At 64.7% G+C, this 24356-nt stretch carries 25 protein-coding genes; 6 read left to right on the top strand and 19 right to left on the bottom strand.

The annotated features are described in order from the left end of the window. The first annotated feature begins 24 nt into the window (after positions 1-24). Positions 25-393 (top strand): VOC family protein, encoded by a 369-nt coding sequence (locus PKA57_RS10375; protein WP_324300239.1) that lies wholly within the window; start codon positions 25-27, stop codon positions 391-393. Positions 394-468: 75 nt separating this feature from the next. On the opposite strand, the gene PKA57_RS10370 is transcribed toward PKA57_RS10375, so the two are convergent. The 4 genes from PKA57_RS10370 to PKA57_RS10355 all read right to left on the bottom strand — a co-directional run bounded on the left by PKA57_RS10370 (position 469) and on the right by PKA57_RS10355 (position 3530). Beyond that, entirely contained in the window at positions 469-894 is a 426-nt protein-coding gene (locus PKA57_RS10370; RefSeq protein ID WP_324300237.1) for an HIT family protein, read from the bottom strand. A gap of 2 nt (positions 895-896) precedes the next feature. Further along, a complete protein-coding gene (locus PKA57_RS10365) occupies positions 897-2108 on the bottom strand; it encodes a GNAT family N-acetyltransferase (RefSeq protein ID WP_324300235.1) in 1212 nt (403 codons plus the stop codon). 69 nt (positions 2109-2177) lie between these two features. Then, a complete protein-coding gene (gene bla / locus PKA57_RS10360; protein WP_324300233.1) occupies positions 2178-3056 on the bottom strand; it encodes a class A beta-lactamase in 879 nt (292 codons plus the stop codon). A 6-nt stretch (positions 3057-3062) separates the two neighbouring features. Further along, positions 3063-3530, bottom strand: coding sequence for a RidA family protein (locus PKA57_RS10355; protein ID WP_324300232.1), 468 nt, complete (start codon positions 3528-3530; stop codon positions 3063-3065). A gap of 73 nt (positions 3531-3603) precedes the next feature. Between PKA57_RS10355 and PKA57_RS10350 the strand changes: the two genes are divergently transcribed. Beyond that, positions 3604-4650 carry an agmatine deiminase family protein gene (locus PKA57_RS10350; RefSeq protein WP_324300230.1) on the top strand — a complete coding sequence of 349 codons (1047 nt, stop codon included), beginning with the start codon at positions 3604-3606 and terminating at the stop codon, positions 4648-4650. Here PKA57_RS10350 and PKA57_RS10345 read toward each other — a convergent pair. Together PKA57_RS10345 and PKA57_RS10340 are read right to left on the bottom strand one after the other, a co-directional pair. Continuing rightward, the gene (locus PKA57_RS10345; protein WP_324300228.1) at positions 4640-5356 is read right to left on the bottom strand and encodes a GGDEF domain-containing protein; all 717 of its coding nucleotides are present in this window, start codon (positions 5354-5356) and stop codon (positions 4640-4642) included. The genes PKA57_RS10350 and PKA57_RS10345 overlap by 11 nt on opposite strands. A gap of 166 nt (positions 5357-5522) precedes the next feature. Beyond that, positions 5523-6563 carry a D-glycerate dehydrogenase gene (locus tag PKA57_RS10340; protein ID WP_324300227.1) on the bottom strand — a complete coding sequence of 347 codons (1041 nt, stop codon included), beginning with the start codon at positions 6561-6563 and terminating at the stop codon, positions 5523-5525. Between the two features lie 175 nt (positions 6564-6738). Between PKA57_RS10340 and PKA57_RS10335 the strand changes: the two genes are divergently transcribed. Beyond that, a complete protein-coding gene (locus tag PKA57_RS10335) occupies positions 6739-7545 on the top strand; it encodes a DUF1849 family protein (RefSeq protein ID WP_324300225.1) in 807 nt (268 codons plus the stop codon). A 17-nt stretch (positions 7546-7562) separates the two neighbouring features. On the opposite strand, the gene PKA57_RS10330 is transcribed toward PKA57_RS10335, so the two are convergent. The 4 genes from PKA57_RS10330 to PKA57_RS10315 are packed head-to-tail and all read right to left on the bottom strand — an operon-like array spanning position 7563 to position 10739. Beyond that, on the bottom strand, positions 7563-8840 hold the full coding sequence (locus PKA57_RS10330) for a DNA polymerase IV (RefSeq protein ID WP_324300223.1): 1278 nt from the start codon (positions 8838-8840) through the stop codon (positions 7563-7565). Next, positions 8837-9742: an ROK family protein gene (locus PKA57_RS10325; RefSeq protein ID WP_324300221.1), complete on the bottom strand. Its 906-nt coding sequence runs from the start codon at positions 9740-9742 to the stop codon at positions 8837-8839. The genes PKA57_RS10330 and PKA57_RS10325 overlap by 4 nt, the downstream gene beginning before the upstream one ends. Before the next feature lie 5 nt (positions 9743-9747). Next, positions 9748-10464, bottom strand: coding sequence for a hypothetical protein (locus tag PKA57_RS10320; protein WP_324300219.1), 717 nt, complete (start codon positions 10462-10464; stop codon positions 9748-9750). Next, complete coding sequence (locus PKA57_RS10315; protein WP_324300217.1) at positions 10461-10739, bottom strand: DUF3572 domain-containing protein; 279 nt, start codon at positions 10737-10739, stop codon at positions 10461-10463. The genes PKA57_RS10320 and PKA57_RS10315 overlap by 4 nt, the downstream gene beginning before the upstream one ends. A 215-nt stretch (positions 10740-10954) precedes the next feature. Here PKA57_RS10315 and PKA57_RS10310 point away from each other — a divergent pair, with 215 nt between their 5' ends. Together PKA57_RS10310 and PKA57_RS10305 are read left to right on the top strand one after the other, a co-directional pair. Beyond that, positions 10955-11320, top strand: a complete 366-nt coding sequence (locus PKA57_RS10310) for a response regulator (RefSeq protein ID WP_293550074.1) — start codon at positions 10955-10957, stop codon at positions 11318-11320. A gap of 11 nt (positions 11321-11331) precedes the next feature. Continuing rightward, entirely contained in the window at positions 11332-12702 is a 1371-nt protein-coding gene (locus PKA57_RS10305) for a PleD family two-component system response regulator (protein WP_324300213.1), read from the top strand. 486 nt (positions 12703-13188) lie between these two features. Here the strand turns inward: PKA57_RS10305 and rpmG are convergent, their stop codons facing one another. From rpmG to topA, 7 genes are all read right to left on the bottom strand, one after another. Then, on the bottom strand, positions 13189-13356 hold the full coding sequence (gene rpmG / locus PKA57_RS10300; protein ID WP_324300211.1) for a 50S ribosomal protein L33: 168 nt from the start codon (positions 13354-13356) through the stop codon (positions 13189-13191). A 179-nt stretch (positions 13357-13535) separates the two neighbouring features. Further along, on the bottom strand, positions 13536-14765 hold the full coding sequence (locus PKA57_RS10295) for an MFS transporter (protein ID WP_324300209.1): 1230 nt from the start codon (positions 14763-14765) through the stop codon (positions 13536-13538). A 24-nt stretch (positions 14766-14789) separates the two neighbouring features. Beyond that, positions 14790-15440 carry an NUDIX domain-containing protein gene (locus PKA57_RS10290; RefSeq protein WP_324300207.1) on the bottom strand — a complete coding sequence of 217 codons (651 nt, stop codon included), beginning with the start codon at positions 15438-15440 and terminating at the stop codon, positions 14790-14792. 1 nt (position 15441) lies between these two features. Further along, positions 15442-16209: an NUDIX hydrolase gene (locus PKA57_RS10285; protein ID WP_324300205.1), complete on the bottom strand. Its 768-nt coding sequence runs from the start codon at positions 16207-16209 to the stop codon at positions 15442-15444. A gap of 74 nt (positions 16210-16283) precedes the next feature. Next, positions 16284-16709, bottom strand: coding sequence for a DUF983 domain-containing protein (locus tag PKA57_RS10280; RefSeq protein WP_324300203.1), 426 nt, complete (start codon positions 16707-16709; stop codon positions 16284-16286). A gap of 87 nt (positions 16710-16796) precedes the next feature. Then, positions 16797-19202: a ribonuclease R gene (gene rnr / locus PKA57_RS10275; protein ID WP_324300202.1), complete on the bottom strand. Its 2406-nt coding sequence runs from the start codon at positions 19200-19202 to the stop codon at positions 16797-16799. Next, entirely contained in the window at positions 19202-21877 is a 2676-nt protein-coding gene (gene topA, locus PKA57_RS10270) for a type I DNA topoisomerase (protein ID WP_324300200.1), read from the bottom strand. The genes rnr and topA overlap by 1 nt, the downstream gene beginning before the upstream one ends. Before the next feature lie 424 nt (positions 21878-22301). On the opposite strand from topA, the gene PKA57_RS10265 reads away from it, so the two are divergent. Next, on the top strand, positions 22302-22598 hold the full coding sequence (locus PKA57_RS10265; RefSeq protein WP_324300198.1) for a hypothetical protein: 297 nt from the start codon (positions 22302-22304) through the stop codon (positions 22596-22598). On the opposite strand, the gene dprA is transcribed toward PKA57_RS10265, so the two are convergent. Both dprA and plsY read right to left on the bottom strand, forming a co-directional pair. Next, positions 22595-23728, bottom strand: a complete 1134-nt coding sequence (gene dprA / locus PKA57_RS10260; protein WP_324300196.1) for a DNA-processing protein DprA — start codon at positions 23726-23728, stop codon at positions 22595-22597. The genes PKA57_RS10265 and dprA overlap by 4 nt on opposite strands. After that, entirely contained in the window at positions 23725-24354 is a 630-nt protein-coding gene (gene plsY, locus PKA57_RS10255; protein WP_324300194.1) for a glycerol-3-phosphate 1-O-acyltransferase PlsY, read from the bottom strand. Before plsY ends, dprA begins: the two co-directional genes overlap by 4 nt. Positions 24355-24356: the final 2 nt, after the last annotated feature.

Here is a 24356-nt window from a genome sequence, read left to right as displayed (position 1 = left end):
AATCGAAACAGGGAGTGAATAACAATGATTGGCTATGTGACGCTCGGCAGCAATGACCGGCAGAAGGCCGGCGCCTTCTATGACGAGCTGCTCGGCCTTCTCGGCGCCAAGCGCGCCATGGTCGATGGCGACCGCTTCATCGGCTGGTCGAACGGCCAGGGCGCGATGCTCGCCGTGATCAAGCCCTATGACGGCAATCCGGCGACCGTCGGCAATGGCAACATGGTGTCACTCGCGGTCGGCTCGCGCGAGAATGTGGACAAGATCCACGCCAAGGCGCTTGCGCTGGGCGGCAAGGACGAGGGCGCGCCCGGACTTCGCGGCGGCAATTTCTACGGCGCCTATTTCCGCGACCTCGACGGCAACAAGCTCTGTGCCTTCCACATGGGCTGAGCGCGGCTCACGCAGAATGAGAAAAGCCGCCGTCGCAGGACGGCGGCTTTTTTGTTCGGGCGCGCGGTCCTCGCTTCAGATGCGGGCCAGTTCGGCCTTGATGAGTTCGGCCTGTTTCTTCAGCACCTCGAAATCCGCCATCTCGCGCGCATGCAGCTTCAGGTCGATGCCGTGCCAGCGCGGAATGATGTGCATGTGGATATGAAAGACGGTCTGTCCGGCCTCCGGGCCATTGAGCTGCGCGATCATGATGCCGGGCGCCTTGATCGCGCGCTTGACGGCGACGGCGACCTTCTGCGTTACGCGCATCAGGTTCGCGGCATCGTCGGCGGACAGATCGAACATGTTCTCGGCCGGCGATTTCGGGATCACCAGCGTGTGTCCTTCCGACTGGGGCATCACGTCCATGAAGGCAAGCGTCCGGTCGTCCTCATGCACCTTGAAGCTCGGGGCCTCGCCGCGAATGATCTTCGCGAAGATGTTGTTGTTGTCGTAAGCCATTTTCAGAAGTCGTCCTCTCGTATTTCGGCCGAGGCCGGATCATGCGCAAGATCGTGCCTGAAGGGGGAATATTCGCCAAGGACTTCGATGTCGCGTTCGACATGAAGCCGCTCGCGGTTCAGATATTCGGCGACGGCATCGCGGAAGGAAGCATTGGCGATCCAGTGGGCGCTGTAGGTGCGGGAGGGCAGGTAGCCGCGTGCAAGCTTGTGCTCGCCCTGCGCGCCTGCCTCGACGCGCGGAATGCCGCGCGCAATGGCGAAGTCGATCGCCTGATAGTAGCAGCATTCGAAATGCAGGAAGGGATGATGCTCGATCGCACCCCAGTTGCGGCCGTAGAGCGCATCGCCGCCAATGAAATTGAGCGCGCCGGCGATGTAGCGCCCGCGGCGCTTCGCCATGACGAGGAGCGTGCGCTCGGGCATGCGCTCGTTGATGAGACTGAAGAATTTGCGCGTGAGATAGGGGCTGCCCCATTTGCGGCTGCCTGTGTCCATGTAGAAGGCGAAGAAGGCGTCCCAATGGTCTTCGGTGAGGGTTTCGCCCGTCGCCCATTCGATCTCGATGTCCGCCTCGAGCGCGCGTTCGCGCTCCTTGCGGATCATCTTGCGCTTGCGCGATGAGAGATCGGCGAGGAAATCGTCGAAGCTTCGATAGTCGTGATTGTGCCAGTGGAACTGCTGGTCCGTGCGCTGCAGGAGCCCGCGCGCGCCGAGCTTTCGCCATTGGCGTTCGGGCAGAAAAGTGAAGTGGAGCGAGGAGACGCCCGTGCGGCGCGCGACCTCGAGCGCGCCGGCGATGAGCCGGTCTTCCGCCGGCTCGCGGCCCGGCCCCGGCTTCGTCAGGAGGCGCGGACCCGTTGCGGGGGTGAAGGGCACGGAGACCTGCAGCTTCGGATAGTACTGGCCGCCAGCGCGTTCATAGGCATCGGCCCAGCCGTGATCGAAGACATATTCGCCCCGGCTATGGCTCTTCAGGTACATCGGCATGCAGCCCGCGAGGCCGCCTTGCCCGTCCTCCAGCAGCAGGTGATAGGGCATCCAGCCGGTGCGCCGCGTCGCCGAGCCGCTCTCTTCGAGGGCGCTCAGAAAGGCGTGCGAGACGAAGGGATTGTAAGGCTCGCCGGCGGGATTGGCGCAGGCATCCCACTCGGCGGCATCGACCTCGTCGAGCGCTTGCGCGACCTTGATGATGGCTTGCTCGGCGTCGCCCATGGATTTCGTTCCGGTTGCACTCAGCTCCTCGACTCTAAGCCATCATACGGCCCGGACAAGAAAGGATCGCTACGCCGTGCCGAACGCGCGAACCACGGCGCGCGCAACATCGGCGTGAACCGCGTTGCGCGTCGCGGCGGTGTCGTCCGCACCTTGATAATAGGCGGCGATCAGCAGCGGCTTTCGCCCTGGCGGATGGGCGATGGCAATGTCATTTGCCTCGCCCTTGGGGCCTGTTCCGGTCTTGTCGCCGATCTGCCAGCCGGAAGGAAGGCCAGCCGCAAGCCTGTGCTGGCCCGTCTGGCACCCACGCAGCCACGCAAGGAGCTGTGCGCGGGACGCAGCGGAGAGCGCATTGCCGAGAAGCAGCGTCCGCATCAGGCCGAGCATCGCTTCCGGGGTGGTGGTGTCGCGCGGATCGTTCGGCTCGACATCGTTGAGCGCCGGTTCGGTGCGGTCGAGACGCGTGATGTCATCGCCGAGACTGCGGAGGTAGCGGGTCAGGCCCTCCGGTCCGCCAAGCGTGGCGAGAATGAGATTGCCCGCCGTGTTGTCGCTCCATTCGACCGCGGCCGCGCAGAGATCCGAAAGCGTCATGCTGCCTTCGGCGGCATGGCGCGAGGTCACGGGTGCATAGTCGAGAAGGTCGGCCTTGCCATAGCCGATGCGCCGATGAAGACGCTCCGTACCGAGATCGACGCGATGCAGAACAGCGGCTGCGGCCAGAAACTTGAACGTGCTGCAAAGCGCGAATCTTTCGCCGCCGCGCAACGAGAGACGCCGGCCGGTCTCGCTGTCGAGAGCGGCGACGCCGAGCCGACCCTTGTAGCGGGAGGCGAGGCGCGTGAGTTCGTCGCCCGGCAGGTTCCGCTCGCCGGCGATGGCATAGGTCGCCGCCATCGCGCAGGCACCCGCCAGTGCTCCGCGCCGGGTAATCCTGTAGACCATTGCGGCTCACTCGATCTCGAAGATGGCCTCGATCTCGACGGCGATGTCCACGGGCAGGCTCGGCGCCGAGACAGCCGAGCGGGCATGGCGCCCCGCATTGCCGAAAATCTCCACGATCACGTCGGATGCGCCATTGATGACGTCGGGCTGCTGGATGAAATCGGGCGTCGAATTGACGAAACCAAGCAGCTTCACGCAGCGCTTCACGCGGTCGAGATCGCCGCCGACCGCCTCGCGGAGCTGCGCGATCACGTTGAGCGCGGTGAGACGCGCGGCTTTCGCTCCCTCCGCCACTTCGAGGTCGCGGCCGAGCTTGCCCTGATATTCGATGCCGTTCGGCCCCACCGGGCCCTGTCCGGAAACGAAGACGAGAGAGCCCGTAACAACCCAGGGAACATAATTGGCGAGCGGCGCCGCCGCCTTGGGCAAGGTGATCCCGAGTTCCTTCAGCCGCGCATCGATCCTGCCTGACATGTTCTGCCTCCATTTGCTCCGTGGCCTTCAGACGATATACCTATTTCGGTAAAGGCGAATGGGGAAGGTCCAAATGAAGCTTGCCGCGCGGGCGCCTGCCGATGACGGTCTTTTCATGCCGGCGGAATGGGAGCCGCATGAGCGCTGCTGGATGCAATGGCCTTCGCGCGGCTCGGTCTGGGGCGAGCATCTGCCCCATGCCTATCAGGCTTATGCGAATGTAGCGCGCGCTATCTCGCGTTTCGAGCCCGTGGCGATGATCTGCCGTCCGCATGAGGCGGCGGCGGCGCGCCTTGCATGCGGGCGTGGCATCGAGATCGTGCCCATTGAAATCGACGATTCATGGGCGCGGGATACGGGCCCCACCTTCGTCATCGACGGCAAGGGCGGCGTCGCGGGGGTGCATTGGCAGTTCAACGCCTGGGGCAATGCCTATCAGGGCTATGAGCAGGACGCCGAAGTCGGCGCGGCCATGCTGGAGCAGCTCGGCATGCGGCGCTATGCCGGGCCGATGATCTTCGAGGGCGGCTCCATTTCCGTTGACGGCTACGGCACCTTGCTGACCACGGAGGAATGTCTGCTCAATGACAATCGCAATCCGGGACTGACGCGCCAGCAGATCGAGGAGCGCATCGCCCTCTTTCTCGGCATCAGCCGCATCGTCTGGCTCGACCGCGGGCTCGAGGATGACGAGACGAGCGGGCATGTGGATATGATCGCCTGTTTCGCGGGCAAGGGGCGGGTGCTCCTCCACATGCCTGAGGACAGGAGCGATCCCAATTTCGCGCGCATGCAGGAGAACCGCTCGCGGCTCGAGGCGGCGCGGGACGCTGGCGGGCGAAAGCTCGAAGTGATCGAGGTGCCGCAACCGAGGCGCAATCTGCGCCAGAGCGATGGCCGCAGGCTCTGCACCTCTTACATCAATTTCTACATCGCGAATGGCGGCATCGTGATGCCGTCATTCGACGATCCGAATGACGAGGCGGCGGCGCGCATCATTGGCGAGGCGTTTGCGGATCGGGAGGTCGTGCAGGTGCCGGCCCTCGACATCGCAGTGGGCGGCGGCGTCATTCACTGCATCACGCAGCAGCAGCCGAAAGGCGCTCCGCTCAGCCGTTGATGATCATGCGCGCGGCGCGGCTGCCCTTGCTCTTGTCGGCATACATGGCGCGATCGGCGCGCTGCAGAAGTTCTTCGGGCTTTGAATTGCCGTCGTAATAGGCAAGGCCCAGGCTGGCCCTGGTGGTGATGACCTGGCGGCCATGCCTCACCGAAATGCCGTTGAGGCCGCGGATGAGGCTGCGCGCGCGCTCGCGCGTAGGCGCATGTTCGGCCCGAACGAAGAGAATGGCGAATTCATCGCCGCCGAGGCGAGCGGCGTAGTCGGTCGCGCGGACATTCTTCTGGAGGTAGCGGCCGACGGCGCTCAGCAGTTCGTCGCCGATGCCATGGCCATGGAGATCGTTGACCTCCTTGAAGTTGTCGAGGTCGATATAGGCGAGCAAGCCGCACTCGTCATGGCGGGCGGCGCTGTTGAGGTTGCGCGCCAGAACGTCGTCGAAGCCGCGCCGGTTGAGGAGCCCCGTCAGATCGTCGGTGACGGAAAGGGCCTCGAGCTGCGCGATGCGCTGATTGAGTTCGGCGAGGCGGACTTCCACCTCCGCCGCATAGCTCAGCGCATGGGCGCGCAGCCTTTCGGCATCGGCGACAAGGCGGGAATTGTTCATCGCCATGCGGAAGCGCCGGGTGGGCTCATCGCCCACGGACAGTGCCGTGTCGTCTGTCTGTCGCGGCCTTTCCAGGTCCGCCAGTTTCACGCGTCTCATACCGGTGTCCTCACCCCTCATTGCCCGGTTTGGCCGGATCAATGGAGCAAGGGTTTTGCCACCACCGATTACCCATAAGATTCAATGGGTTGGATTCCGAGAGGGGGCGTCGTGCCCGGCAGATTTTTCCCTCTGCCGGCGGATATTGCCGCAAGGGAGCCAAAACTCAGCTTGCGGATGAAGGGGATCGGCAGCGCGGCGTGACGAGATCGAGCGGCTCGCGGCCTGCAAAGAATGCGTCGAGATTGTCGAGCGCACGGAAGCCCATGGCATTGCGCGTCTCCAGCGTGGCGCTGCCGAGATGCGGGAGAAGAAAGGCGTCGGGGAGGGTGCGGTAGCGCGGGTCTATGTTCGGCTCGTTGTTGTAGACGTCGAGGCCGATCGCCCTCAGGCGGCCCGAGGCGAGGGCGGCGATCAGGGCGTCATCATCGACGATGTCGCCGCGCGCCGTGTTCACGAGGATTGCACCCTCGGGCATCAGGGCGAGGGTTTGCGCGTTGACGAGGCGTCTCGTCTCGGGCGTCGATGCGCAATGAACGGAGAGAATGTCGGAGGCGGCAAAAAGGCCCTCTACGGAGGAATGATAGATGGCGTCCTCTTCCCGGTCCGGCGGCAGGCGATGGCGGTTGTGATAATGGATCGACATGCCGAAGGCGCGGGCCCGCTTCGCCACCGCCCGCCCAATGCGCCCCATGCCGAGGATGCCGAGGCGCTTTCCGCCCACATCCGTTCCGAGCATGCCGGTCGGCGCCCAGTTCTTCCAGCTTCCCTCCCGGATAGCGGCCATGCCAGACGCCGCGCCGCGAGCGGCGCCGAGAATGAGGAGGAGCGCGATGTCCGCCGTCGCGTCGGTCAGGACGTCCGGCGTATTGGTGACGGCGAGGCCCCGTGCGGCGGCGGCTTCGATGTCGATATGATCGTAGCCGACCGAAAAGCTCGCGATGATGCGGATGGACGGCGGCAGGGCGGCGATGAGCGCGCCGTCGATCCTGTCGGCGACGGTGACGAGGAGCCCGTCCTTGCCGGCGGCGCGGGCGAGAATCTCGTCCCGGCTCATGACGGCATCGCCGGTATTCAGCTCCACGTCATATGAGCCGAGGGCGCGCGCCTCGACGGCGGCGGGAAGCTTTCGGGTGACGAGCAGCCGGGGGTGGTTGCCGGATGACGCGGGGCTCGAAGGCGGGGGGCTGGAAGGCGAGGGGCTCAATTTGGCCTCGATGATGCATTATGAACGATGCCGGAGCTTCAGCTTTAGCCGATGGTGTAGGCTTGCGGAAGGCGCTCGGGGCGCGCAGTCGAAAGGAAGTTTCTCCCAGATGCGGACAAGTTTTCAAATTCGCCGGCATGCGCCCCGGATCGTCATCGGATCCATTGCCGGGGCGTTGGCGATCGGGCTCGGGCTTTTCGCGCTGACGCGCGCCGAGGGCAGCGATCCCGTCGATTTGCAGATGCACCGGGCCGTCTACGACCTTTCGGTCGACCGGGTAAAGGCGGCGAGCGAGGTGGAGGGGCTCGACGGGCGCATGGTGGTGGAGTGGCGCGGCGGGCCCGCTTGCGAGGGCTACACATCGGAGCAGCGCGTCGTCACGAGATCGAGCGACGAGGCGAATGCGATCTCCGTCAGCGACGTGCGGCTTACTTCCTTCGAGTCGCTCGATGGACATGAGTTCCGCTTCGACCGGGTCGAATATGCCGACGGCAAGCCGTCGCTCCGCCAGTCCGGGCATGTCTATCGGAAGGGGGGGCGTGTCGTGCTCGAGGAGGAAGGCAAGGAGCCGGCCGAACTGCCCGGCGACGTGCTTTTCCCGACCGCCTTCAACGTGGCTCTGCTTCAGGCCGCGCGGGATGGAAAGACCGTCTTCAGCAATACACTCTTCGACGGAACCCAGTCCACGGCGACCTATGTCACGGCCTTTATCGGCAAACGGGCCACGGCGCCCGCAGACGCCAGGAAGGTTCGGATCAGGAATCGGGGCGCGGGCGCAGCACTCGACAATGCCTCGCCATGGCATGTGCATGTGAGCTATTTCGATCAGGACGACAGGGGCAATGACGAGACGCCGAGTTTCGAGATGGGTTTCGCCATGTTTCCGAACGGCGTGATGAGCGCCCTGACGCTCGATTATGACGATATGGTGCTGAAGGGCGACCTCACCCAGATCGAGTATTTCAAGCCCGGCGCCTGCTAGCGCCCCCGTGCCGGGCCTCAGCTCGTCATGCCACGCCCCTTGATGATGGCTTGCGCGCCGAAGCGGGCGCGAACGCGGTCCATGGCGCGTTCTGCTTCCGCCCGCCGCGTGGCGCCGGGGTCGAGCATATCGGGCGGATCGGCGAGGTCGGCATCCGCGAGTTGCGCGATGCCGATGCCGAGCAGGCGGAAGGCTGTTCCATCGGCCTCCTTCGCAAGCAGCGGCGCGCCCGTTCTGTAGATCACTTCGGCAAGCTGTGTCGGATCGGGAAGGGTGATGCTTCTCGTGCGGATCCTGAAATCGGCGGTCTTGAGCTTGAGCACCACCGTGGCGCCGGAATGGCCTGCTTCCTTCGCGCGGCGAGCGACCTTCTCGCAGAGCGGCCACAGGCGGCGGCGAAGCTCGGCGCCATCGGTAATATCCTCCGCAAACGTCGTTTCCGCCGAGATGCTCTTTGCGACATTGGCGCTCGATACGGAGCGCTCGTCGAGGCCACGCGACAGCCGCCAGAGCCTGCGGCCCATGACGCCGTAGCGCGCCATGAGATCGTTTTCCTCCATGCGCTGAAGCTGGGCGATGCGGCTGATGCCGTCGCGCGCGAGCCGGGCTTCGAGCGACTTGCCGACGCCCCAGATGAAGGAGACGGGCTTCGAGGCGAGGAAATCGAGCGCCTCCGCCCGCCCGAGCACGGCGAAGCCGCGCGGCTTGTCCATGTCGGATGCGATCTTCGCCAGAAACTTGCAGTAGCTGAGGCCCACGGAAACGGTGATGCCGATTTCCTTTTCGATGCGCGTCTGGAGCTTCGCCATCGTCGTGGCGGGGCTCGCATGATGAAGCCGCTCCGTGCCGTTCAGGTCGAGAAATGCCTCATCAATCGAGAGCGGCTCGACGAGCGGCGTCAGCTCGCGCATGAGCTGGCGCACCTCGCGCCCGACGCGGACATATTTCGCCATGTCGGGCGGCAGGACGATGGCTTCGGGGCAGGCTTGCAGCGCCTTGAACATGGGCATCGCGGAGCGCACGCCGCGAATGCGGGCGATGTAGCAGCAGGTCGAGACGACGCCGCGCTTGCCGCCGCCGATGATGAGCGGCTTGTCTCGCAATTCCGGGTTGTCGCGTTTTTCGATGGCGGCGTAGAAGGCGTCGCAATCAAGATGCGCGATGCCGAGTTCGTTCAGTTCGGGATGGAAGACGAGGCGCGGGCGATTGCAGGCCGGGCAGCGCGTGCGGCCGGCCTCCACCTCGGCGAAGCAATCGCGGCAGAAGCCTTTGGCTGGCGCGGCGCCCGCATTCATCCCGCGCTCTCCTCCGGCCAGAGCCAGGCCGCGCCCCGCACGCCGCTCGCATCGCCGTGCCGGTTGCGCACGAGCTTCGTGTCGACGCGGTCGGAAAAGACATATGAGCCCCAGCGCGCGGGCACCTCGTCGTAAAGCGCGGCGATGTTCGACATGCCGCCGCCGAGCACGATCACATGCGGGTCGATGAGGTTGATGACATGCGAGAGCGCGCGGGCGAGGCGGTCGGAATAGCGCCGCAAGGCCGAGCGCGCGGGCCGCGAGCCTGCCTCGGCCGCCGCCACGATCTCATGCGTGGTGAGCTTCTCGTTTTCCATGCGTTCGTATTCGGCCTCGAAGCCGGGGCCGGAGTTCCACGTCTCGATGCAGCCCTTCTGCCCGCAATAGCAATCGGGGCCAGGAATCTCGTCGGGCAGCATCCGGGGAAGCTGGTTGTGGCCCCATTCGCCCGCTATGGCATTGGGGCCCGAGAGCAGACGTCCGTGAATGACGATGCCGGCGCCGACGCCCGTGCCGAGAATGACGCCGAAGACGCTCGGCGCGCCCGCGCCCGCGCCATCCGTCGCCTCTGAGAGCGCGAAGCAATCGGCGTCATTGGCGAAGCGCAATTCGCGCCCGAGCGCCGCACCGAGGTCGCGGTCGAAGGGCATGTCGTTGAGCCATGTGCTGTTCGCGTTCTTCACGAGGCCCGTTGCGGGGGAGAAGGCGCCCGGCATGCCGATGCCGACGGTGCCCCGTTCGCCGGTGTCGCTTTCGAGGGCGACGACGAGATCGCGGATGGCGGCGATGGTCGCCGCGTAGCTTCCGGGCGTCGCGATGCGCCGCCGCCCGACTTCGCGTCCGCCCGCGCCGAGCGCGATGGCTTCGATTTTCGTGCCGCCGAGGTCAATGCCGATACGCATGGAAATCAGAAACCATCCTTTTCGAGACAGGCCGAGATGAAATCATGCGCCAGCGCCCAGTCCGTGGTGTGGAAGTGGCTGTGCTCGGAAGGCGGCAGCAGCCGGGCGAGGCGCGGGTCGGCGATGAAGTGGATGCGGTGCGTCGGCGCATGGGCGGCAGCGACCGAGGCGATGTTGTGCGGAATGTCGTCGAGGAAGATGACGGGCGCCTCGACGAGTTCGGCGAGCCGCTTCACCGCGCCTCCCTTGAGCCCCTTGTTGGCGATGACGGGATAGGCCATGCCATGGGCCGCGAGGTTTTGCGCCCGTGTTTCCCTTTCGGAGAAAGGCACATTGGTCAGCACGACGATCTGCGCGCGGGCGCGCAGCGCCTTAAGCGCGGCGGCCGCGCCCTGCACCGGAATGAGCGAGTGGGTGGAGGAGGCGAAAAAGCTTTTCAGCAGTTCGGGCATTTCGGCGGCCGGAACGGGCTCGCCCGTGTCGCGCCGCTTGACGTTGCCGGTCAGCGCGAAGCTCTTGAGATCGAGCCAGAGCCCTTGCGTTTCCAGATAGAGCTCGAGCCCGGCGATGAACTGCATCAGCACTTCGTCGCAATCGGAGACGATGAGCGGCTTTCCGCGCGTGAGTTGCAGCGCCTCGATCTGCGGGGCGACATCCTCGTGTAGCGCGAGAAGATCGAGGCGCTGCATGTGCGGGGCGGTATTTGCCTTTGGGGCGTTCATGTCCAGTGCACCTCCTCGCCGCCGGGAAGGAGCTTTCTCGCCCTGCCGGGTAGTTCGGGCTTCAGCCCCGCCGCTTCGCAGAAGGCGAGGAGGCGCGCTTCGTCCATGAGGATGAAGTCGAGCACGCCGCCCAGGATTTCCGGGTCGCCGCCGCGCTCTCTGAGATCGGCGGGCGAAAGGCCGGTTATGTCGACGAATGCGAACAGCAATTCGTCGTCGCCGGCAATGTGGCCGAGCGCCTTTATCGCAATGAGTTCAGCCTGTTCGGCCTGCATGGCTAACGTTCCGTTTCCTCGACAATAACAAATTAATCATAGCCCCAGATTGAGGCGAAACGGCCTGCGCCGGGGCGATGATTAAAGACTTAGTTAACGATATTGGCGTCATATGAGCTGTCTGAGGTGCGGAATCGGCATCCACGCCCCGGAGAAGAATATCAAGGGGTCGGAGCGGCAGGGCAACAGGGGTGGGGTTTGGAGCTATGGATGCGATGACCAAAAAAGTTCTGATCGTCGAGGACAACGAGCTCAACATGAAGCTCTTCCATGACCTTCTTGACGCTCATGGCTATGAGACGCTTCAGACGCGGGACGGCATCGAGGCGCTGGAAATTGCGCGCAAGAATCGTCCCGATCTGATCCTCATGGACATTCAGCTTCCCGAAGTGTCGGGGCTCGAAGTCACCAAATGGATCAAGGAAGACGACAGCCTCCGCTCGATCCCGGTGGTCGCGGTCACGGCCTTCGCCATGAAGGGCGACGAAGAGAAGATTCGCGAAGGCGGCTGCGAGGCCTACATCTCGAAACCCATCTCGGTCACTCAGTTCCTGGAGACCGTCCAGCGTTTCCTGAGGTAAGGGCAAGAGCAGTGACGGCGCGCGTTCTCATTGTCGACGATGTTCCAGCCAACCTGAAGCTCCTCGATGCGAAGCTGACGGCGGAGTATTTCGGCGTGCTCAAGGCGTCTTCGGGCCCAGAGGCGCTCGAAATCGCCATGGCGCAGCAGCCGGACATCATCCTGCTCGACGTCATGATGCCGGGGATGGACGGCTTCGAGGTATGCCGCAGGCTCAAGGCCGCGCCGCAGACCGAGCATATTCCGGTCATCATGGTGACGGCGCTCGACCAGCCGAAGGACCGCATTCAGGGCCTGGAGGCGGGGGCCGATGATTTTCTGACCAAGCCTGTCAACGATGTCGCGCTTTTCGCGCGGGTGAAGAGCCTCGTCCGCCTGAAAACGGTGACGGATGAATTGCGTATGCGCGAGGCGACCGGCCAGCGCATCGGCGCCTTTGTCGGCACCTCGACCGAGCGCATGCTCATGGCGGAACCGGGCAGGGCGCTCGTGATCGACGACCGGCCGAATTCGCTCAAGCGGCTGACGGAAGCGCTTTCGCACCAGCACATGGTCACGGTCGCCGATACGCCCGAGGACATGGTGCAGCTCGCCGCGACCGGCGCCTATGATCTCCTCATCGTCAGCCTCACGCTTCAGGAGTTCGACGGGCTCAGGCTCTGCTCGCAGCTTCGCTCCGCCGAGGCGACGCGGCAGACGCCGATTCTCGTCATCGTGGAGGAAGGGGACACGCCGCGCCTCGTCCGCGCGCTCGACATGGGCGTAAACGACTATCTGCTCCGCCCGGTGGAGCGGAACGAGCTGGTCGCGCGCTGCCGGACGCAACTCCGCCGCAAGCGTTATCAGGATTACCTGCGGGATCGCTTCCAGAAGGGGCTCGAACTCGCCGTTACGGACAGCCTCACCGGCCTCTATAACCGCCGCTACATGGAAGGCCATCTTGCCACGCTGGTTGAAGAAGGGGCGCATGCGGGCAAGCCGGTATCGCTGCTCATCTTCGACATCGACTACTTCAAGGCGGTGAACGATACCCACGGGCATCCGGCCGGCGACGCGGTGCTCAAGGAATTCGCGCAGCGAATCGAACAGAATGTGCGCGGGGTCGATCTCGCCTGCCGTCTCGGCGGCGAGGAGTTCGTCGTCGTCATGCCGGACACCGATCTTTCCTATGCGCTCATGGTCGCCGAACGGCTTCGCCAGAAGGTGGCGGAAGTGCCTTTCCGCATCGAGCCCATGGAGACGCTCAACATCACGGTGAGCATCGGGATCGCGGTCACGGTCGGGCCGAGCGACACGGCGAAGGCATTGCTCGAGCGCGCCGACGCCGCGCTCTATCGCGCCAAGCGCGATGGGCGCAACCGCGTGGTTGCCGAAGCTGCTTGAGATTCTATCTCGCAATTCAAGTGTAAGCCATTGAAATAGCTTAAGGGCGGGCTGCCGGATTTTGCTTGCCGGAGCCTGGCTGGAGCTTCTTGCAGCATTTCTTTAACCATGTTTATTCATGGTTAATCAGGCGTTTACACCGTGTTGCTGGCGAGTGACTTTATTTGGCTCATCCAGCGTGCTAGCGTAATTTTACTCAAATGTTTCGCTGTTCCGTCGGCTTTCGTCGCTGGGGGGTGAGGGAGAGCCGGAGCGGTCTACAGCGATATGTGTCCTCACGGGGCGCTCGGGTCCGCCGCATCTCCTGAGTCCGTGAGGCACGGCCGGCCGGAACGTGGTGTGGAGTGGCCTCCTCTGATAAGCCATGACTTCCGGTCGGCCACCGTTTGAGGAACCCGGTACGGGGGGAAAACAAAAGGCCGGTCGCAAGACCGGCCTTTTGCCTTTGATCCGCCAAGCAGAGCGGGCGCGACGCCCGCTCAACGCTTATTTGATCTTGGTTTCCTTGAACTCGACGTGCTTGCGCGCGATCGGGTCGTACTTCTTGATGACGAACTTTTCCGTCATCGTGCGGGAATTCTTCTTGGTCACGTAGAAATAGCCCGTGCCCGCGCTGCTTTCGAGCTTGATCTTGATTGAAGCCGGCTTCGCCATGGCTCGAAATCCTTGATTTGGGCGGGTCGGCCAAGGCGCCCGCGAAAGGTACTTCTCGCAGATCGGTGGATGTGCGGATTGCGGCGCAGACTACTCGCCCGAGAGGCTAAGTCAAGTCCGCTCTCGATCTTGCTAAGGCCCGGACGTGCAAGCGAGTTTCGGGCTCGTCGTGGATCGCCTCAGAGCGCGCCCTGGGCCTCGGGCGACGCCTTCGCATATCGCCAGCCGGCGACGATGAGGTAGATCCCGCAAAGGCTCCCCATGGCGACAATCAGCCCATGGGGATTCCAGAGATCCATGGCGAAGCCCGAAAGCGGCGGCCCCACCAGCGCGCCTGTCGAATACATCATGACGAAGGCTGCGTTGGCGGCGGCGAGGTCCGCGCCCCGGAAGCGCTGGCCGAGCAGCGTCAGGCCGACCGTATAGAGCCCGACCACGACGCCGCCGAAGACGAAAAGAACCAGCGCGAAGAGCGGCATGGAGAAGGTGGTGAAGGGGATGGCGAGAATGCCGAGAAAGCCGCCCGCAGCGCAGACCAGAAGAACGGCCCGGCGGTCGATCCTGTCGGCGATGAGGCCGATCGGGAACTGGAAAGCGATGTTGCCGGCCGCGAAGATCGTCAGGACGAATGCCGCCGCCTGCTCGCCCATGCCGGAACGCAGCGCATAGATGGGCAGCATGTTGAAGATATTGGTTTCTGTGGCGCCGTAGATGAGCCCTGCAAGCGTCGCCGCCGGGGCGACGAGAAGGAAAGTCAGGAAGCCGTGGCTCGGCTTTTCCTTGATGCTGGGCGCGAGGCCGCGGCCGAAGACGAGAAGCGGCGCGCCGCCAGCGAGCAGCAGAGAGCCGATGAGGAGGAATGGGAGCGCGCCGTCCGCGCCCGCGAGATAGAGAAGCGCCGGGCCCGCCGCAAAGCCGCAGGAGAGGATCGTTCCGTAAAGCCCCATGAGCTTGCCGCGATTCTTCTCGTCGGCGAGCGAGTTGATCCAGAATTCGCTGACGACGAAAAGGCCGGTGATGGCGAGACCGTTGACGAAGCGGATGGGGAACCAGAGCCAGACATTCTGGAAGATGTAGTAGCAGGGCATGGCCAGCGCCGAGACAGCGACGCAGGCGAGCAGGAAGGGAATGACGGGCACGCGGCGCAGAAGGCGCGGAATGAACGGCGTCAGCATGAAGGTCGCAATGGCCGGCATCGCGGTGTTGAGGCCGATGAGCAGCGCGGGGATCTGGCGCCGCTCCATCAGGAGCGCAAGCAACGGGATCGACGAGCCAAGGCCGATGCCGACCACGGTGATGCAGGCGATGACGGCGATGAGGCTGCGCCGCCGGTCGGCCCGGCTCAACGGTTCTTCTCTCGCCTCGAGATTGAGGCTCTGGCTTTCCTGCATGTCGGATTGCCGCTCCATGGGACCGCTCCGGCCGCCTCTTTATCAGGCGCGGACCAGAGGCCGGTTGTTTCTGTAGCAATAGAGCGGAACGCGCTTGCGCGAATTGCCCGCCGCGCGCCGTCCGATTTCGTGGAGCACGAATTCGGTCACGTCGATGACCGGGAGCTTGAGGGCCTCGGAAAGCGGATACCAGTCGAGGTCTTCAAGCTCGCCGCTGCCGCGCAATGTTCCATCGAGTTCCGCCGCGGAAGCCGTGAAGAAGCGAGCATGAAAGCGGATCGGGCTTCCGGCTGGCGTGATGGCGCGGGCGACGCCGGACAGCGCGTCGAGGCGCGGCGCGATGCCCTGCGCACGGAACTCGGCCCATGTGGCGCCCGCATCCGGCCCGACATCGCCCGGCGCCGCGAGGAGAAGGCCCGTCTCCTCGAATGTCTCGCGGATCGCCGCCATGGCGAGCGCCTGCGTCTTCTCGCCGAAGGCCGCATCGCCGAGAGGTGTGGCGGGCTTCACCAGCAAGTCCTCGGGATCAAGCTTTCCACCCGGAAAGACGAAAGCGTCGGGAATGAACTTCATGCGCGCATGGCGCCGCCCCATGAGGATGAGCGGCTCCGCTCCCCGTTCATCGACAAGGACGAGGCTTGCGGCGTCGCGCGGGCGCACGCGAATGCCGCCGATGGGCTCTTTGACGGACATATCAGGGAACCAGCGTATCCCGGATCGCCTGGCCGTTCCGGAAATGGATGAAGGGAACGGCGCGCTTCTTCTGCGCGGCGAGGGGCTGGCGCAGGCGCTCGTCGATTTCGGCGAGCACGACGCGGGTGATGTTCGGCAGATCGAGGTCTTCCGCGTCCTTGATGCTGATCCAGTGGAGGCCCTGCAATTCGCCCGAACCGGCGATATGCGACGGATCGCCCTGAATGAGTTCCGCATCCGCGATGAAGAAGCGCGTATCGAAGCGGCGCGTGCGATAGGGCGGGGTGATGGCCCGGGCGACGAAATCGAGCGCGCTGAGCGCGGGCGAAACGCCGGTCGAGAAATAGGCGGCCCAGTCCTTGTGCTTGCTCGATTGCGGCGAGCCGATGGGACGGCCCACGGCGAGGCCCGTTTCTTCGAAGGTTTCGCGGATCGCGGCCATGGCAAGTGCGCGGGCGCGATTCTCGCTCGGCGTGCCGCGCATCCGGGCCAGAAGAAGCTGGGCGACGTCGCTGCGCAGGTCTTCGACCGGGCGGATACGGCTGTCGGCCGGATCGACGCGCCCGCCGGGGAAGACGAATTTGTTCGGCATGAATTTGTGGTTGGCGTGGCGCTGGCCCATCAGAACGCGTGGCGCGCTGCCATCGTTGCGAACCAGGATCAGGGTTGCCGCATCGCGCGGGCGCACGGCGCGCCCCTGGGCCGTGTCGCGGAATTCCTGATCGCGCGAATGTTTGGGGTCGAACGACCCTGTTGCCGTTTCCGCCATCTTGTCTTTCCCGGATTCAATTTCGTTGTCCGGGCAGGATGCGCCCTGATGCCGGGCCTGTCCAGAACGCGCGATCAGAAGTCGGGCTCGTCGCCGAATCCATGCATGCGGCGCGACCATTGCAGGCCGACCACCGCGCCCTTGATGCGGGGGAGCAGAATCAGCGACAGCAGCAGCGTCGCCAGCGGCCACAGCGTCATGTGGACCCAGAGCGGCGGCATGTATTCGAGCTCTACCGCCAGCATGATCGGCACGATCAGATGGCCGACGATGAGAATGGTGAAGTAGGGCGGCGCGTCATCCGCCTGATGGTGGAACAGCTCCTCGCTGCAATGGGGGCAGCGGTCGGCAACCTTTAGAAAAGCGCGGAATATATGACCTTCGCCGCAGGCCGGGCAGCGCATCGAGAAACCACGCCACACGGAGCGGCCGAAGGGCCTGACTTCGTGGCGGACAATCTCGGGACCTGCTGATTCATACATATCCGAAAATGTGCTCATTCGTGCCATCTGGCTAAAGGGCGATCTCGTAGATTTGTCTTATTCCAGAGACGATTGAATGCGGCAGGTTGACGCTGTCGAACACCCTTAGTGCGCGTGTGGTTGTTTCGCGCGCTTCCCCGCCGGTTTCTGGCCGGCGCGGAGTTTGACATTCTTTCGGGGCTTTTGGGCGGATTTTTTGCCGGGCTTGGCGGCGGCGCGGTGAGGCGCCTTTCCGCGTCCCTTTCCGTAAGCCGCGCCATGGCGACCAGCGGGCTTTCCTTCCGTTCCGCCTTCGACGATTTCAAATCTCAATCCGCCCGTGACCGGAACCGCCTCCTCCAGCCGCACCGAGACGCGCTCGCCGAGGCGGAAGGTGAGGCCGCTGCGCTCGCCGATGAGCGCATGGCCCGCCTCGTCATGGTGGAAGAACTCCGTACCGAGATTGGAGATCGGCACGATGCCGTCGGCGCCGGTTTCGTCGAGGCGCACGAAAAGGCCGAAGCGCGTGACGCCGGAAATACGGCCCGGAAATTCCGCGCCGATGCGCGCCTCGAGAAAGGCGGCGATGAACCGGTCCATGGAATCGCGCTCGGCAAGCATGGAGCGGCGTTCCGTCTCGGAGATGTGCTCCGCGATTTCAGCGAGTGATCCTGCTTCATCCGCACTCTGACCATCGGCGCCGAAGCGCAGTGCCGCGATGAGCGCACGGTGGACGACGAGATCGGCGTAGCGGCGGATGGGCGAAGTGAAATGCGCGTAGCGGCGCAGGTTGAGCCCGAAATGGCCGATATTATCGGGAGAATAGACCGCCTGCGCCTGCGAGCGCAGGATGATGCTCGACACCATCTGATCGAATTCCGTGCCGTCCACTTCCGCAAGGATGCGGTTGAAGTTCGACGGCCGGACGACCTGGCCCTTCGGAAAGCTCAGATTGAGCGTCTGCAGAAATTCGGACAGGGCGACGAGCTTTTCGCGCGAGGGCGCGTCGTGAATGCGATAGATGAGCGATGTCTGCCGCTGCTCGGCCGTCTCGGCGGCGCAGACATTCGCCTGAATCATGAACTCCTCGATAAGCTTCATGGATTCGAACTTGTCTGCGATACGGATGGCCGCGATGCGGCCGCGCTCATCGAGCCGCGCTCTATATTCCGGCAGGTCCAGATCGAGCGGACCGCGTTTCTCGCGCGCGATGGAAATCGTCTTGTAGGCATCCCAGAGCGGGCGGAGCACGGGCTCAAGAATGGGTCCGGTCTTGTCGTCCGGCGCGCCGTCGATGGCCTGCTGTACCTGGCGATAGCTCAGCCGCGCCGCCGAGCGCATGAAGCCGCGGATGAATTCATGACGGCGCTTGTTGCCGTTCGCATCGAAGACCATGCGCACGGCGAAGCAGGCGCGATCTTCCTTTTCGCGGAGCGAGCAGAGATCGTTCGAGATGCGCTCGGGCAGCATCGGCACGACGCGATCGGGGAAATAGGTGGAGTTGCCGCGCTTGCGCGCCTCGCGATCCATCGGCGATCCCGGCCGCACATAGGCCGCGACATCCGCGATGGCGACGATCACGACATGGCCGCCTTCATTCACGGGATCGGGGTCGGGGCCCGCCCAGACGGCGTCGTCATGATCGCGCGCGTCTTCAGGGTCGATGGTGACGAGCGGGATGTCGCGCAGATCGGTGCGGCCCTCGATGCCATGCGGCCTTGACGCCTCCGCTTCGCGGAGCACGCTGTCGGGAAACTTGTCGGGAATGCCATGCGCGTGAATGGCTATGAGGCTGATCGATTTCGGATCGTCGCTGCGACCGAAGACCTCGCGGACGCGCGCGCGCGAAAGCCCATAGCGCTTGCCGGGGACGATTTCCGCGAGCACGAGGTCGCCATCCTTCGCGCCGCCCGTATCGGCGCGGGCGATCTCGGATTCATTGCGGACGCGCTTGTCCACCGGCACGAGCCGTCCGCCCTCGGAGGTTTCGCGGAAAAGGCCGAGCACCTGCTCCGCGCCCTTGCCGACGCGGCGGATGATGCGCGCCTCGTAGGCGTAGATCTCGCCTTCTTCCGTCGTGCGCGTGAGCCGGGCGAGCACGCGGTCGCCCACGCCTGCGGGCGGTTCGGCATCGCGCTCGCCGATGCGGCCCTTGTGAGGCTCGGGCGTAACGACGATTTCGGGGGCGGCGCCTTCGCCGGCCCAGTCGACGGGGCGGGCGACGAGTTCCCCGTCCGTGTCGCTATGCGTGATCTCGATGACCGTGACGGGCGGCAGTTCGCCCGCGCGCTGAAGCCTGCGTCCCTCGCGTTTGGCGAGCAGCCCTTCCTCGGCCATCTCCTTCAGCATCTGCTTCAAGGGGATGCGGTCGGCGCCCTTGATGCCGAAGGCGCGCGCGATCTCGCGCTTGCCGACCGCGCCGGTCGCGGAGGAGACGAATTCGAGGATCTGCTCCCGGGAGGGCAGGCCGTTCGATCTTTCGCGCTTTTTGGGCGTGTCTTTCCCCGATGCGGTCTTCCTGCGGGGCGCCATCAGTCCGCCAGCTCGGTGGCGCGGGCCTTCGCCTTGGGCGCGGCCTTCTTCGCGGCGGGTTTTTTGGCCGCAGGCTTTTTGGCCGTGGACGCTTTCTTCGCCGCCGGCTTTTTCGCTGCGGCCTTTTTCGCGGGCTTTTCCGCCTTGCTCGCGGCGGCTTTCTTCTTCTTCGGCGCCTTGCCGGATTTTTCTGCGACGAGCGCGACAGCTTCCTCGAGCGAATAGCTCTCGATGTCCGTATCCTTGGGCAAGGTCGCGTTGGTCGATCCATGCTTCACGTAAGGCCCGTATTTGCCTTCCATGATCTGCACGGGCTTGCCGTCTTCGGGATGAGCGCCGAGATCGCGCAGCGTCTTTCCGGCGCGCGCCTTGGCCTTCAGCGCCTTTTCGGCGAGGAGATCGACCGCGCGGTTGACGCCGATGGTGAAGACCTCTTCGGGGTCCTTGAGATTGGCGTAGACACCCTCATGCAGGATGAAGGGGCCGAAGCGGCCGAGCCCCGCCGTGATGGGCTGCCGCGTCTCGGGATGGATGCCGACTTCGCGCGGGAGCGAGAGGAGTTCAAGCGCGCGCTCCAGCGTGAGCGTCGCCGCCGAAGTGCCGCGCGGAATGCCGGCGCGTTTCGGCTTCTCGCCGTCTTCCGCCTCGCCGAGCTGGATATAGGGGCCGAAGCGCCCGGACTTGATGAGCACGGGCTTGCCGGTCTCGGGATCGACGCCGAGCGTGCGCTCGCCGGATACGGCTTCCTCGCCTTCAGCGCCCGCGGTGAGCTGGCGCGTATAGCGGCAGTCGGGATAATTCGAGCAGCCGACAAAGGCGCCGAACTTGCCGACCTTGAGCGAGAGCTTGCCATCGTCGCAATTCGGGCATTTGCGCGGATCGCTGCCGTCACCCTTGTCAGGGAAGACATGCGGGCCGAGCACCTCGTTCAGCCGGTCGAGTACTTCCGTGATGCGAAGCTCCATCGCCTCGCCGACGGCGCCGGTGAAATCCTTCCAGAAATCGCGCAGCACCTGCTTCCAGTCGAGTTCGCCGGCCGAAACCTTGTCGAGCTTTTCCTCGAGGTCGGCGGTGAAGTCGTATTCGACATAGCGGGTGAAGAAGTTTTCAAGGAAGGCGGTGACGAGCCGGCCCTTGTCGTCGGGCACGAAGCGGCCCTTGTCCATCTGCACATAGCCGCGGTCGCGCAGCGTCTGCAGCGTCGAGGCATAGGTGGAGGGGCGGCCGATGCCGAGTTCTTCCATGCGCTTCACGAGCGTCGCTTCGGTGAAACGCGGCGGCGGTTCGGTGAAGTGCTGGTTGGCGCGCACATCGCCGAGCCCGAGCTTGTCGCCACGCGAAACCTTGGGCAGACGGCCGCCTTCCTCGCCATCCTCCGGATCGTCGCGCCCTTCCTGATAGAGGCGCAGAAAGCCGTCGAAGGTGATGACGGAGCCCGTGGCGCGCAGCCCGATCTGCTGCTCGTCCGCCTCGATCTCGATGGTCGTGCGCTCGAGCTGCACGCTCTCCATCTGGCTTGCGACGGTGCGGTTCCAGACGAGTTCGTAGAGCCGGCGCTGATCGTCGTCGAGCACGGCCGACACATGCTTGGGCAGGCGCGCAAGATCGGTCGGGCGGATGGCTTCGTGCGCTTCCTGCGCGTTCTTCGCCTTGGTCTTGTAGACGCGCGGCGCGGAGGGAACGTAAGCCTCGCCGAATTCATTGTTGATGACGGTGCGCGCGGCCGCGATCGCCTCGTCGGCGATCTGCACGCCGTCGGTTCGCATATAGGTGATGAGGCCGGTCGTCTCGCCGTCGATCTCGACGCCTTCATAAAGGCGCTGGGCGATCTGCATGGTGCGGCTCGCCGAGAAGCCGAGCTTGCGCGAGGCTTCCTGCTGCAATGTCGAGGTGGTGAAGGGCGGATAGGGGTTGCGGCGCGCGGGCTTGCTCTCGACGGACTTCACCGAGAAGCGCGAAGCCTTGATGCGCGCGACGATCTCGTCCGCGGTCGCCTTGTTCGGAATGTCGAATTTTTCGAGCTTCTTGCCGTCGAGATTGACGATCCGCGCGGTGAAGGGCGCGCCGGAAGCCGTCTTGAAGTCCGTCTCGATGGTCCAGTATTCCTGCGAGCGGAAGGCGTCGATCTCGAGCTCGCGGTCGCAGATGAGACGCAGCGCCACCGACTGCACGCGCCCGGCAGACCTCGCGCCGGGCAGCTTGCGCCAGAGCACCGGCGAGAGCGTGAAGCCGACGAGATAGTCGAGCGCCCGCCGCGCGAGATAGGCGTCGATCAGTTCCTTGTCGAGCGCGCGCGGATGCTTCATCGCCTCGAGCACGGAATTCTTGGTGATGGCATTGAAGACGACGCGCTGCACATCGATGCCCTGCAGCGCCTTCTTCTTGTTCAGCACCTCGAGGACGTGCCAGGAGATCGCCTCGCCCTCGCGATCGGGGTCGGTGGCGAGGATGAGCTTGTCGGCGCCCTTGACCGCGGCGGCGATGTCGTTGAGCCGCTTCTGGGATTTCGGATCGACGTCCCAGGCCATGCGGAAGTCGTCGTCGGGCAGGACCGAGCCATCCTTGGAAGGCAGGTCGCGGACATGGCCATAGGAGGCCAGGACCTTGAAGCCCTTGCCGAGATATTTGTTGATCGTCTTCGCCTTGGCCGGCGATTCAACAATGACGACGTCCATGGGGTGCTCTGGCTCTCCAAATTCGCAACGGCCCGATTCGGCGAATTCGGGCCGGCCGAAGCCTCTCAGCCAGCGGCGGGCGAGGGCGTATCCCTGCGCAACCGGCAGCAACCCGGCCTCCGACCGAACCGGGATGGCACCTTGCCGATGAGCAAGACGGCTGGCTGGCCGCCGCCGCCGTCGGCTCGGTCAACAGTTGGCAGAACATGAGGAAAAGAGGAGGGGCTGTCAAATGCCGCAGAAATCCGCGGAAAACTGGATTTGGCTGCCGCGTCGCATATGTGGGGGCCGAAGGCCACACCAAAGGGTCGAATTCGATTATAAATAATAGGGATTGGAATTATTTGTCATTATAATCATAAGGATGTAGTCTCTTGGGGTGGTCTGACAGGGTTTCGTCATACCAGACCGAGGGGAGGTGAATATGCGCGGCATCATCGACGCATCGTCTTTTGGGAGTTCGGCCAAGGCATCGGCGGTCGGCCCGTCGCTCATGGCGGAGGAAGGAGCGGCGCCATCCTCCTGCTCCGCGGAAGCTTCCGAACGGGAGATCGCCGTCTATCTCCTCGAACTGCTCATAGGCGCGCGGCGGCTTGCCGTGGCGCGCAGACACCGCTTTCTCTCTTATCTGATCGGCATGGCGGTCGAGGAGGCAAGGTTGCTGACGCTCGGCCGTTCCGCCGTCGAGCGAGCACCTGCCGCCAGCGCAAATGGCAGCTAGCCGCCGGATGGCTGTTCCGCCGGAAGCAGGCTGACGCGGTCGCCGGGCGAGCGGTGGAGCCTTCCGGCCAGATCCAGTTCCAGAAGCACCATGCGAATGTGCGGCACGGCAAGGCCGGTCTGCCGGACGATGTCGTCGATTGCCGTTGGCGTCGGGCTCAGGGCGGAGGTGATGAGCGCGCGCATCTCCGCGTCGGGTTCGGCCACCGCCATGGCCGGTCGCCGGGTGAAGCCCGGCGTGTCCGGCTCCGCGAAGGGAGAGGCCGACGTCTGAGCAAGCGCCGCGATCACATCCGCGGCCGATTCGACGAGAGCGGCACCCTGCTTGATGAGGCTGTTGGAGCCATGGGCGCGCGGGTCGAGCGGTGAGCCGGGAACGGCGAAGACATCGCGGCCCTGTTCGAGCGCGAAGCGCGCCGTGATGAGAGAGCCCGAGCGCATGGCCGCTTCGACGACGACGACGCCGAGCGCGAGGCCGGAGATGATGCGATTGCGACGCGGGAAGAGCTTGCCGCGCGGCTGCGTGCCGAGCGGCATTTCGGCCACGAGCAGGCCGCGCTCCGCAACCTGCTCATGGAGCTGGCGGTTCTCCTCCGGATAGACGACATCGAGACCGCCGCCGACGACGCCGATGGTTCCGCCATCGAGCGAGGCCCGATGGGCCGCCGCATCGATGCCGCGGGCAAGTCCCGAGGCGACGACATAGCCTTCCTGGCCGAGATCGCGGGCGATGGTCGCGGCGATCCTCGCGCCCGCAGCGGATGCGTTGCGCGACCCGACGATGGCGACGGTCTTTCGCGTGGCGAGATGGAGCGCGCCGCGGACCGTGATGACGGGCGGTGGCGGATCGATCATCGCAAGGCGGCGCGGGAAATCGGCATCGCCATAAACGAGGAGGCGCCCTCCCGCTGCTTCAACGGCCGCGATCTCGCGTTCGGCTTCGACGCGGCCTGGAATGTGGGGCAGGGATTTGCGGCCGCCGCGCCGGGCGAGCGCTGGCAGCGCTTCGAGCGCCTCGACAGCGTTCGGGAAGTGCTGGAGCAATTCGCTGAAGGTGACCGGGCCGACGGTCTCGCTGCGGGCCAGCCGGAGCCGGGCGAGCCGTTCGGCCGCGCTGAGCGCGCCAGTCATTTTTTAGCGCCGATGCGCGATTCGGTGCCGGCGATAAGGCGGGCGATGTTGCCGCGATGGGCGATGAAGATCATGATAACGAGAAAAATGCTCAGTGGAAGGATCGAGTTCTGGCCGAGGAAATAAAGGTAGGCCGGGGTGAGCGTCGCCGCGACGAGTGTTGACAGGGAGGAGTAGCGGAAGAGCACGGCAACGACGAGCCAGGTCGCGCAGAGGAGCAGGGCAACCGGCCAGTAGAGTGCAAGATTGACGCCGATGAAGGTCGAGAAGCCCTTGCCGCCCTTGAAGCCGAGCCAGACAGGGAAAAGATGGCCGAGGAAAGCGGTCGCCGCGGCGAGGAGCGCGAGCGTCGGCGCGATGCCCTCAGGCCCGAAGTGGCGTGCGAGGAGAACCGCCGCGATGCCCTTGCCCGCATCGCAGAGAAAGGTCGCGCCCGCAACCCATTTGTTGCCGGTTCTGAGCGCATTGGTAGCGCCGATATTGCCGGAGCCGATATCGCGGATGTCGCCGAGACCGGCCATCCGTGTGAAGATCAACCCGAACGGGATCGAGCCCAGCAGATAGCCGAGCGCAAGCGCGGCGAGGGCCCACGGCCAGGCCGTGCCCCAATCGATCTCAACCAGCATGG

This window comes from Parvibaculum sp. (assembly GCF_035325945.1).
In the GTDB taxonomy this organism is placed as follows: Bacteria; Pseudomonadota; Alphaproteobacteria; order Parvibaculales; family Parvibaculaceae; genus Parvibaculum.
The sequence above is the reverse complement of the archived record's forward strand: the minus strand, read 5'-3'. Positions and strand labels throughout refer to the sequence as shown.

Excerpts from the sequence above, each read along its gene's own strand:
- PKA57_RS10320 (WP_324300219.1), bottom strand. The coding sequence starts at position 10,464 with ATGAACGCCCCAAAGGCAAATACCGCCCCGCACATGCAGCGCCTCGAT.
- topA (WP_324300200.1), bottom strand. The coding sequence starts at position 21,877 with ATGGACGTCGTCATTGTTGAATCGCCGGCCAAGGCGAAGACGATCAAC.
- PKA57_RS10350 (WP_324300230.1), top strand. The coding sequence starts at position 3,604 with ATGAAGCTTGCCGCGCGGGCGCCTGCCGATGACGGTCTTTTCATGCCG.
- PKA57_RS10365 (WP_324300235.1), bottom strand. The coding sequence starts at position 2,108 with ATGGGCGACGCCGAGCAAGCCATCATCAAGGTCGCGCAAGCGCTCGAC.
- PKA57_RS10280 (WP_324300203.1), bottom strand. The coding sequence starts at position 16,709 with ATGAGCACATTTTCGGATATGTATGAATCAGCAGGTCCCGAGATTGTC.
- PKA57_RS10315 (WP_324300217.1), bottom strand. The coding sequence starts at position 10,739 with ATGCAGGCCGAACAGGCTGAACTCATTGCGATAAAGGCGCTCGGCCAC.
- PKA57_RS10310 (WP_293550074.1), top strand. The coding sequence starts at position 10,955 with ATGACCAAAAAAGTTCTGATCGTCGAGGACAACGAGCTCAACATGAAG.
- PKA57_RS10290 (WP_324300207.1), bottom strand. The coding sequence starts at position 15,440 with ATGTCCGTCAAAGAGCCCATCGGCGGCATTCGCGTGCGCCCGCGCGAC.
- PKA57_RS10330 (WP_324300223.1), bottom strand. The coding sequence starts at position 8,840 with ATGAATGCGGGCGCCGCGCCAGCCAAAGGCTTCTGCCGCGATTGCTTC.
- PKA57_RS10285 (WP_324300205.1), bottom strand. The coding sequence starts at position 16,209 with ATGGCGGAAACGGCAACAGGGTCGTTCGACCCCAAACATTCGCGCGAT.
- PKA57_RS10295 (WP_324300209.1), bottom strand. The coding sequence starts at position 14,765 with ATGGAGCGGCAATCCGACATGCAGGAAAGCCAGAGCCTCAATCTCGAG.
- PKA57_RS10355 (WP_324300232.1), bottom strand. The coding sequence starts at position 3,530 with ATGTCAGGCAGGATCGATGCGCGGCTGAAGGAACTCGGGATCACCTTG.
- bla (WP_324300233.1), bottom strand. The coding sequence starts at position 3,056 with ATGGTCTACAGGATTACCCGGCGCGGAGCACTGGCGGGTGCCTGCGCG.
- dprA (WP_324300196.1), bottom strand. The coding sequence starts at position 23,728 with ATGACTGGCGCGCTCAGCGCGGCCGAACGGCTCGCCCGGCTCCGGCTG.
- PKA57_RS10375 (WP_324300239.1), top strand. The coding sequence starts at position 25 with ATGATTGGCTATGTGACGCTCGGCAGCAATGACCGGCAGAAGGCCGGC.
- PKA57_RS10325 (WP_324300221.1), bottom strand. The coding sequence starts at position 9,742 with ATGCGTATCGGCATTGACCTCGGCGGCACGAAAATCGAAGCCATCGCG.
- PKA57_RS10345 (WP_324300228.1), bottom strand. The coding sequence starts at position 5,356 with ATGAGACGCGTGAAACTGGCGGACCTGGAAAGGCCGCGACAGACAGAC.
- rpmG (WP_324300211.1), bottom strand. The coding sequence starts at position 13,356 with ATGGCGAAGCCGGCTTCAATCAAGATCAAGCTCGAAAGCAGCGCGGGC.
- PKA57_RS10370 (WP_324300237.1), bottom strand. The coding sequence starts at position 894 with ATGGCTTACGACAACAACAACATCTTCGCGAAGATCATTCGCGGCGAG.
- plsY (WP_324300194.1), bottom strand. The coding sequence starts at position 24,354 with ATGCTGGTTGAGATCGATTGGGGCACGGCCTGGCCGTGGGCCCTCGCC.
- PKA57_RS10265 (WP_324300198.1), top strand. The coding sequence starts at position 22,302 with ATGCGCGGCATCATCGACGCATCGTCTTTTGGGAGTTCGGCCAAGGCA.
- rnr (WP_324300202.1), bottom strand. The coding sequence starts at position 19,202 with ATGGCGCCCCGCAGGAAGACCGCATCGGGGAAAGACACGCCCAAAAAG.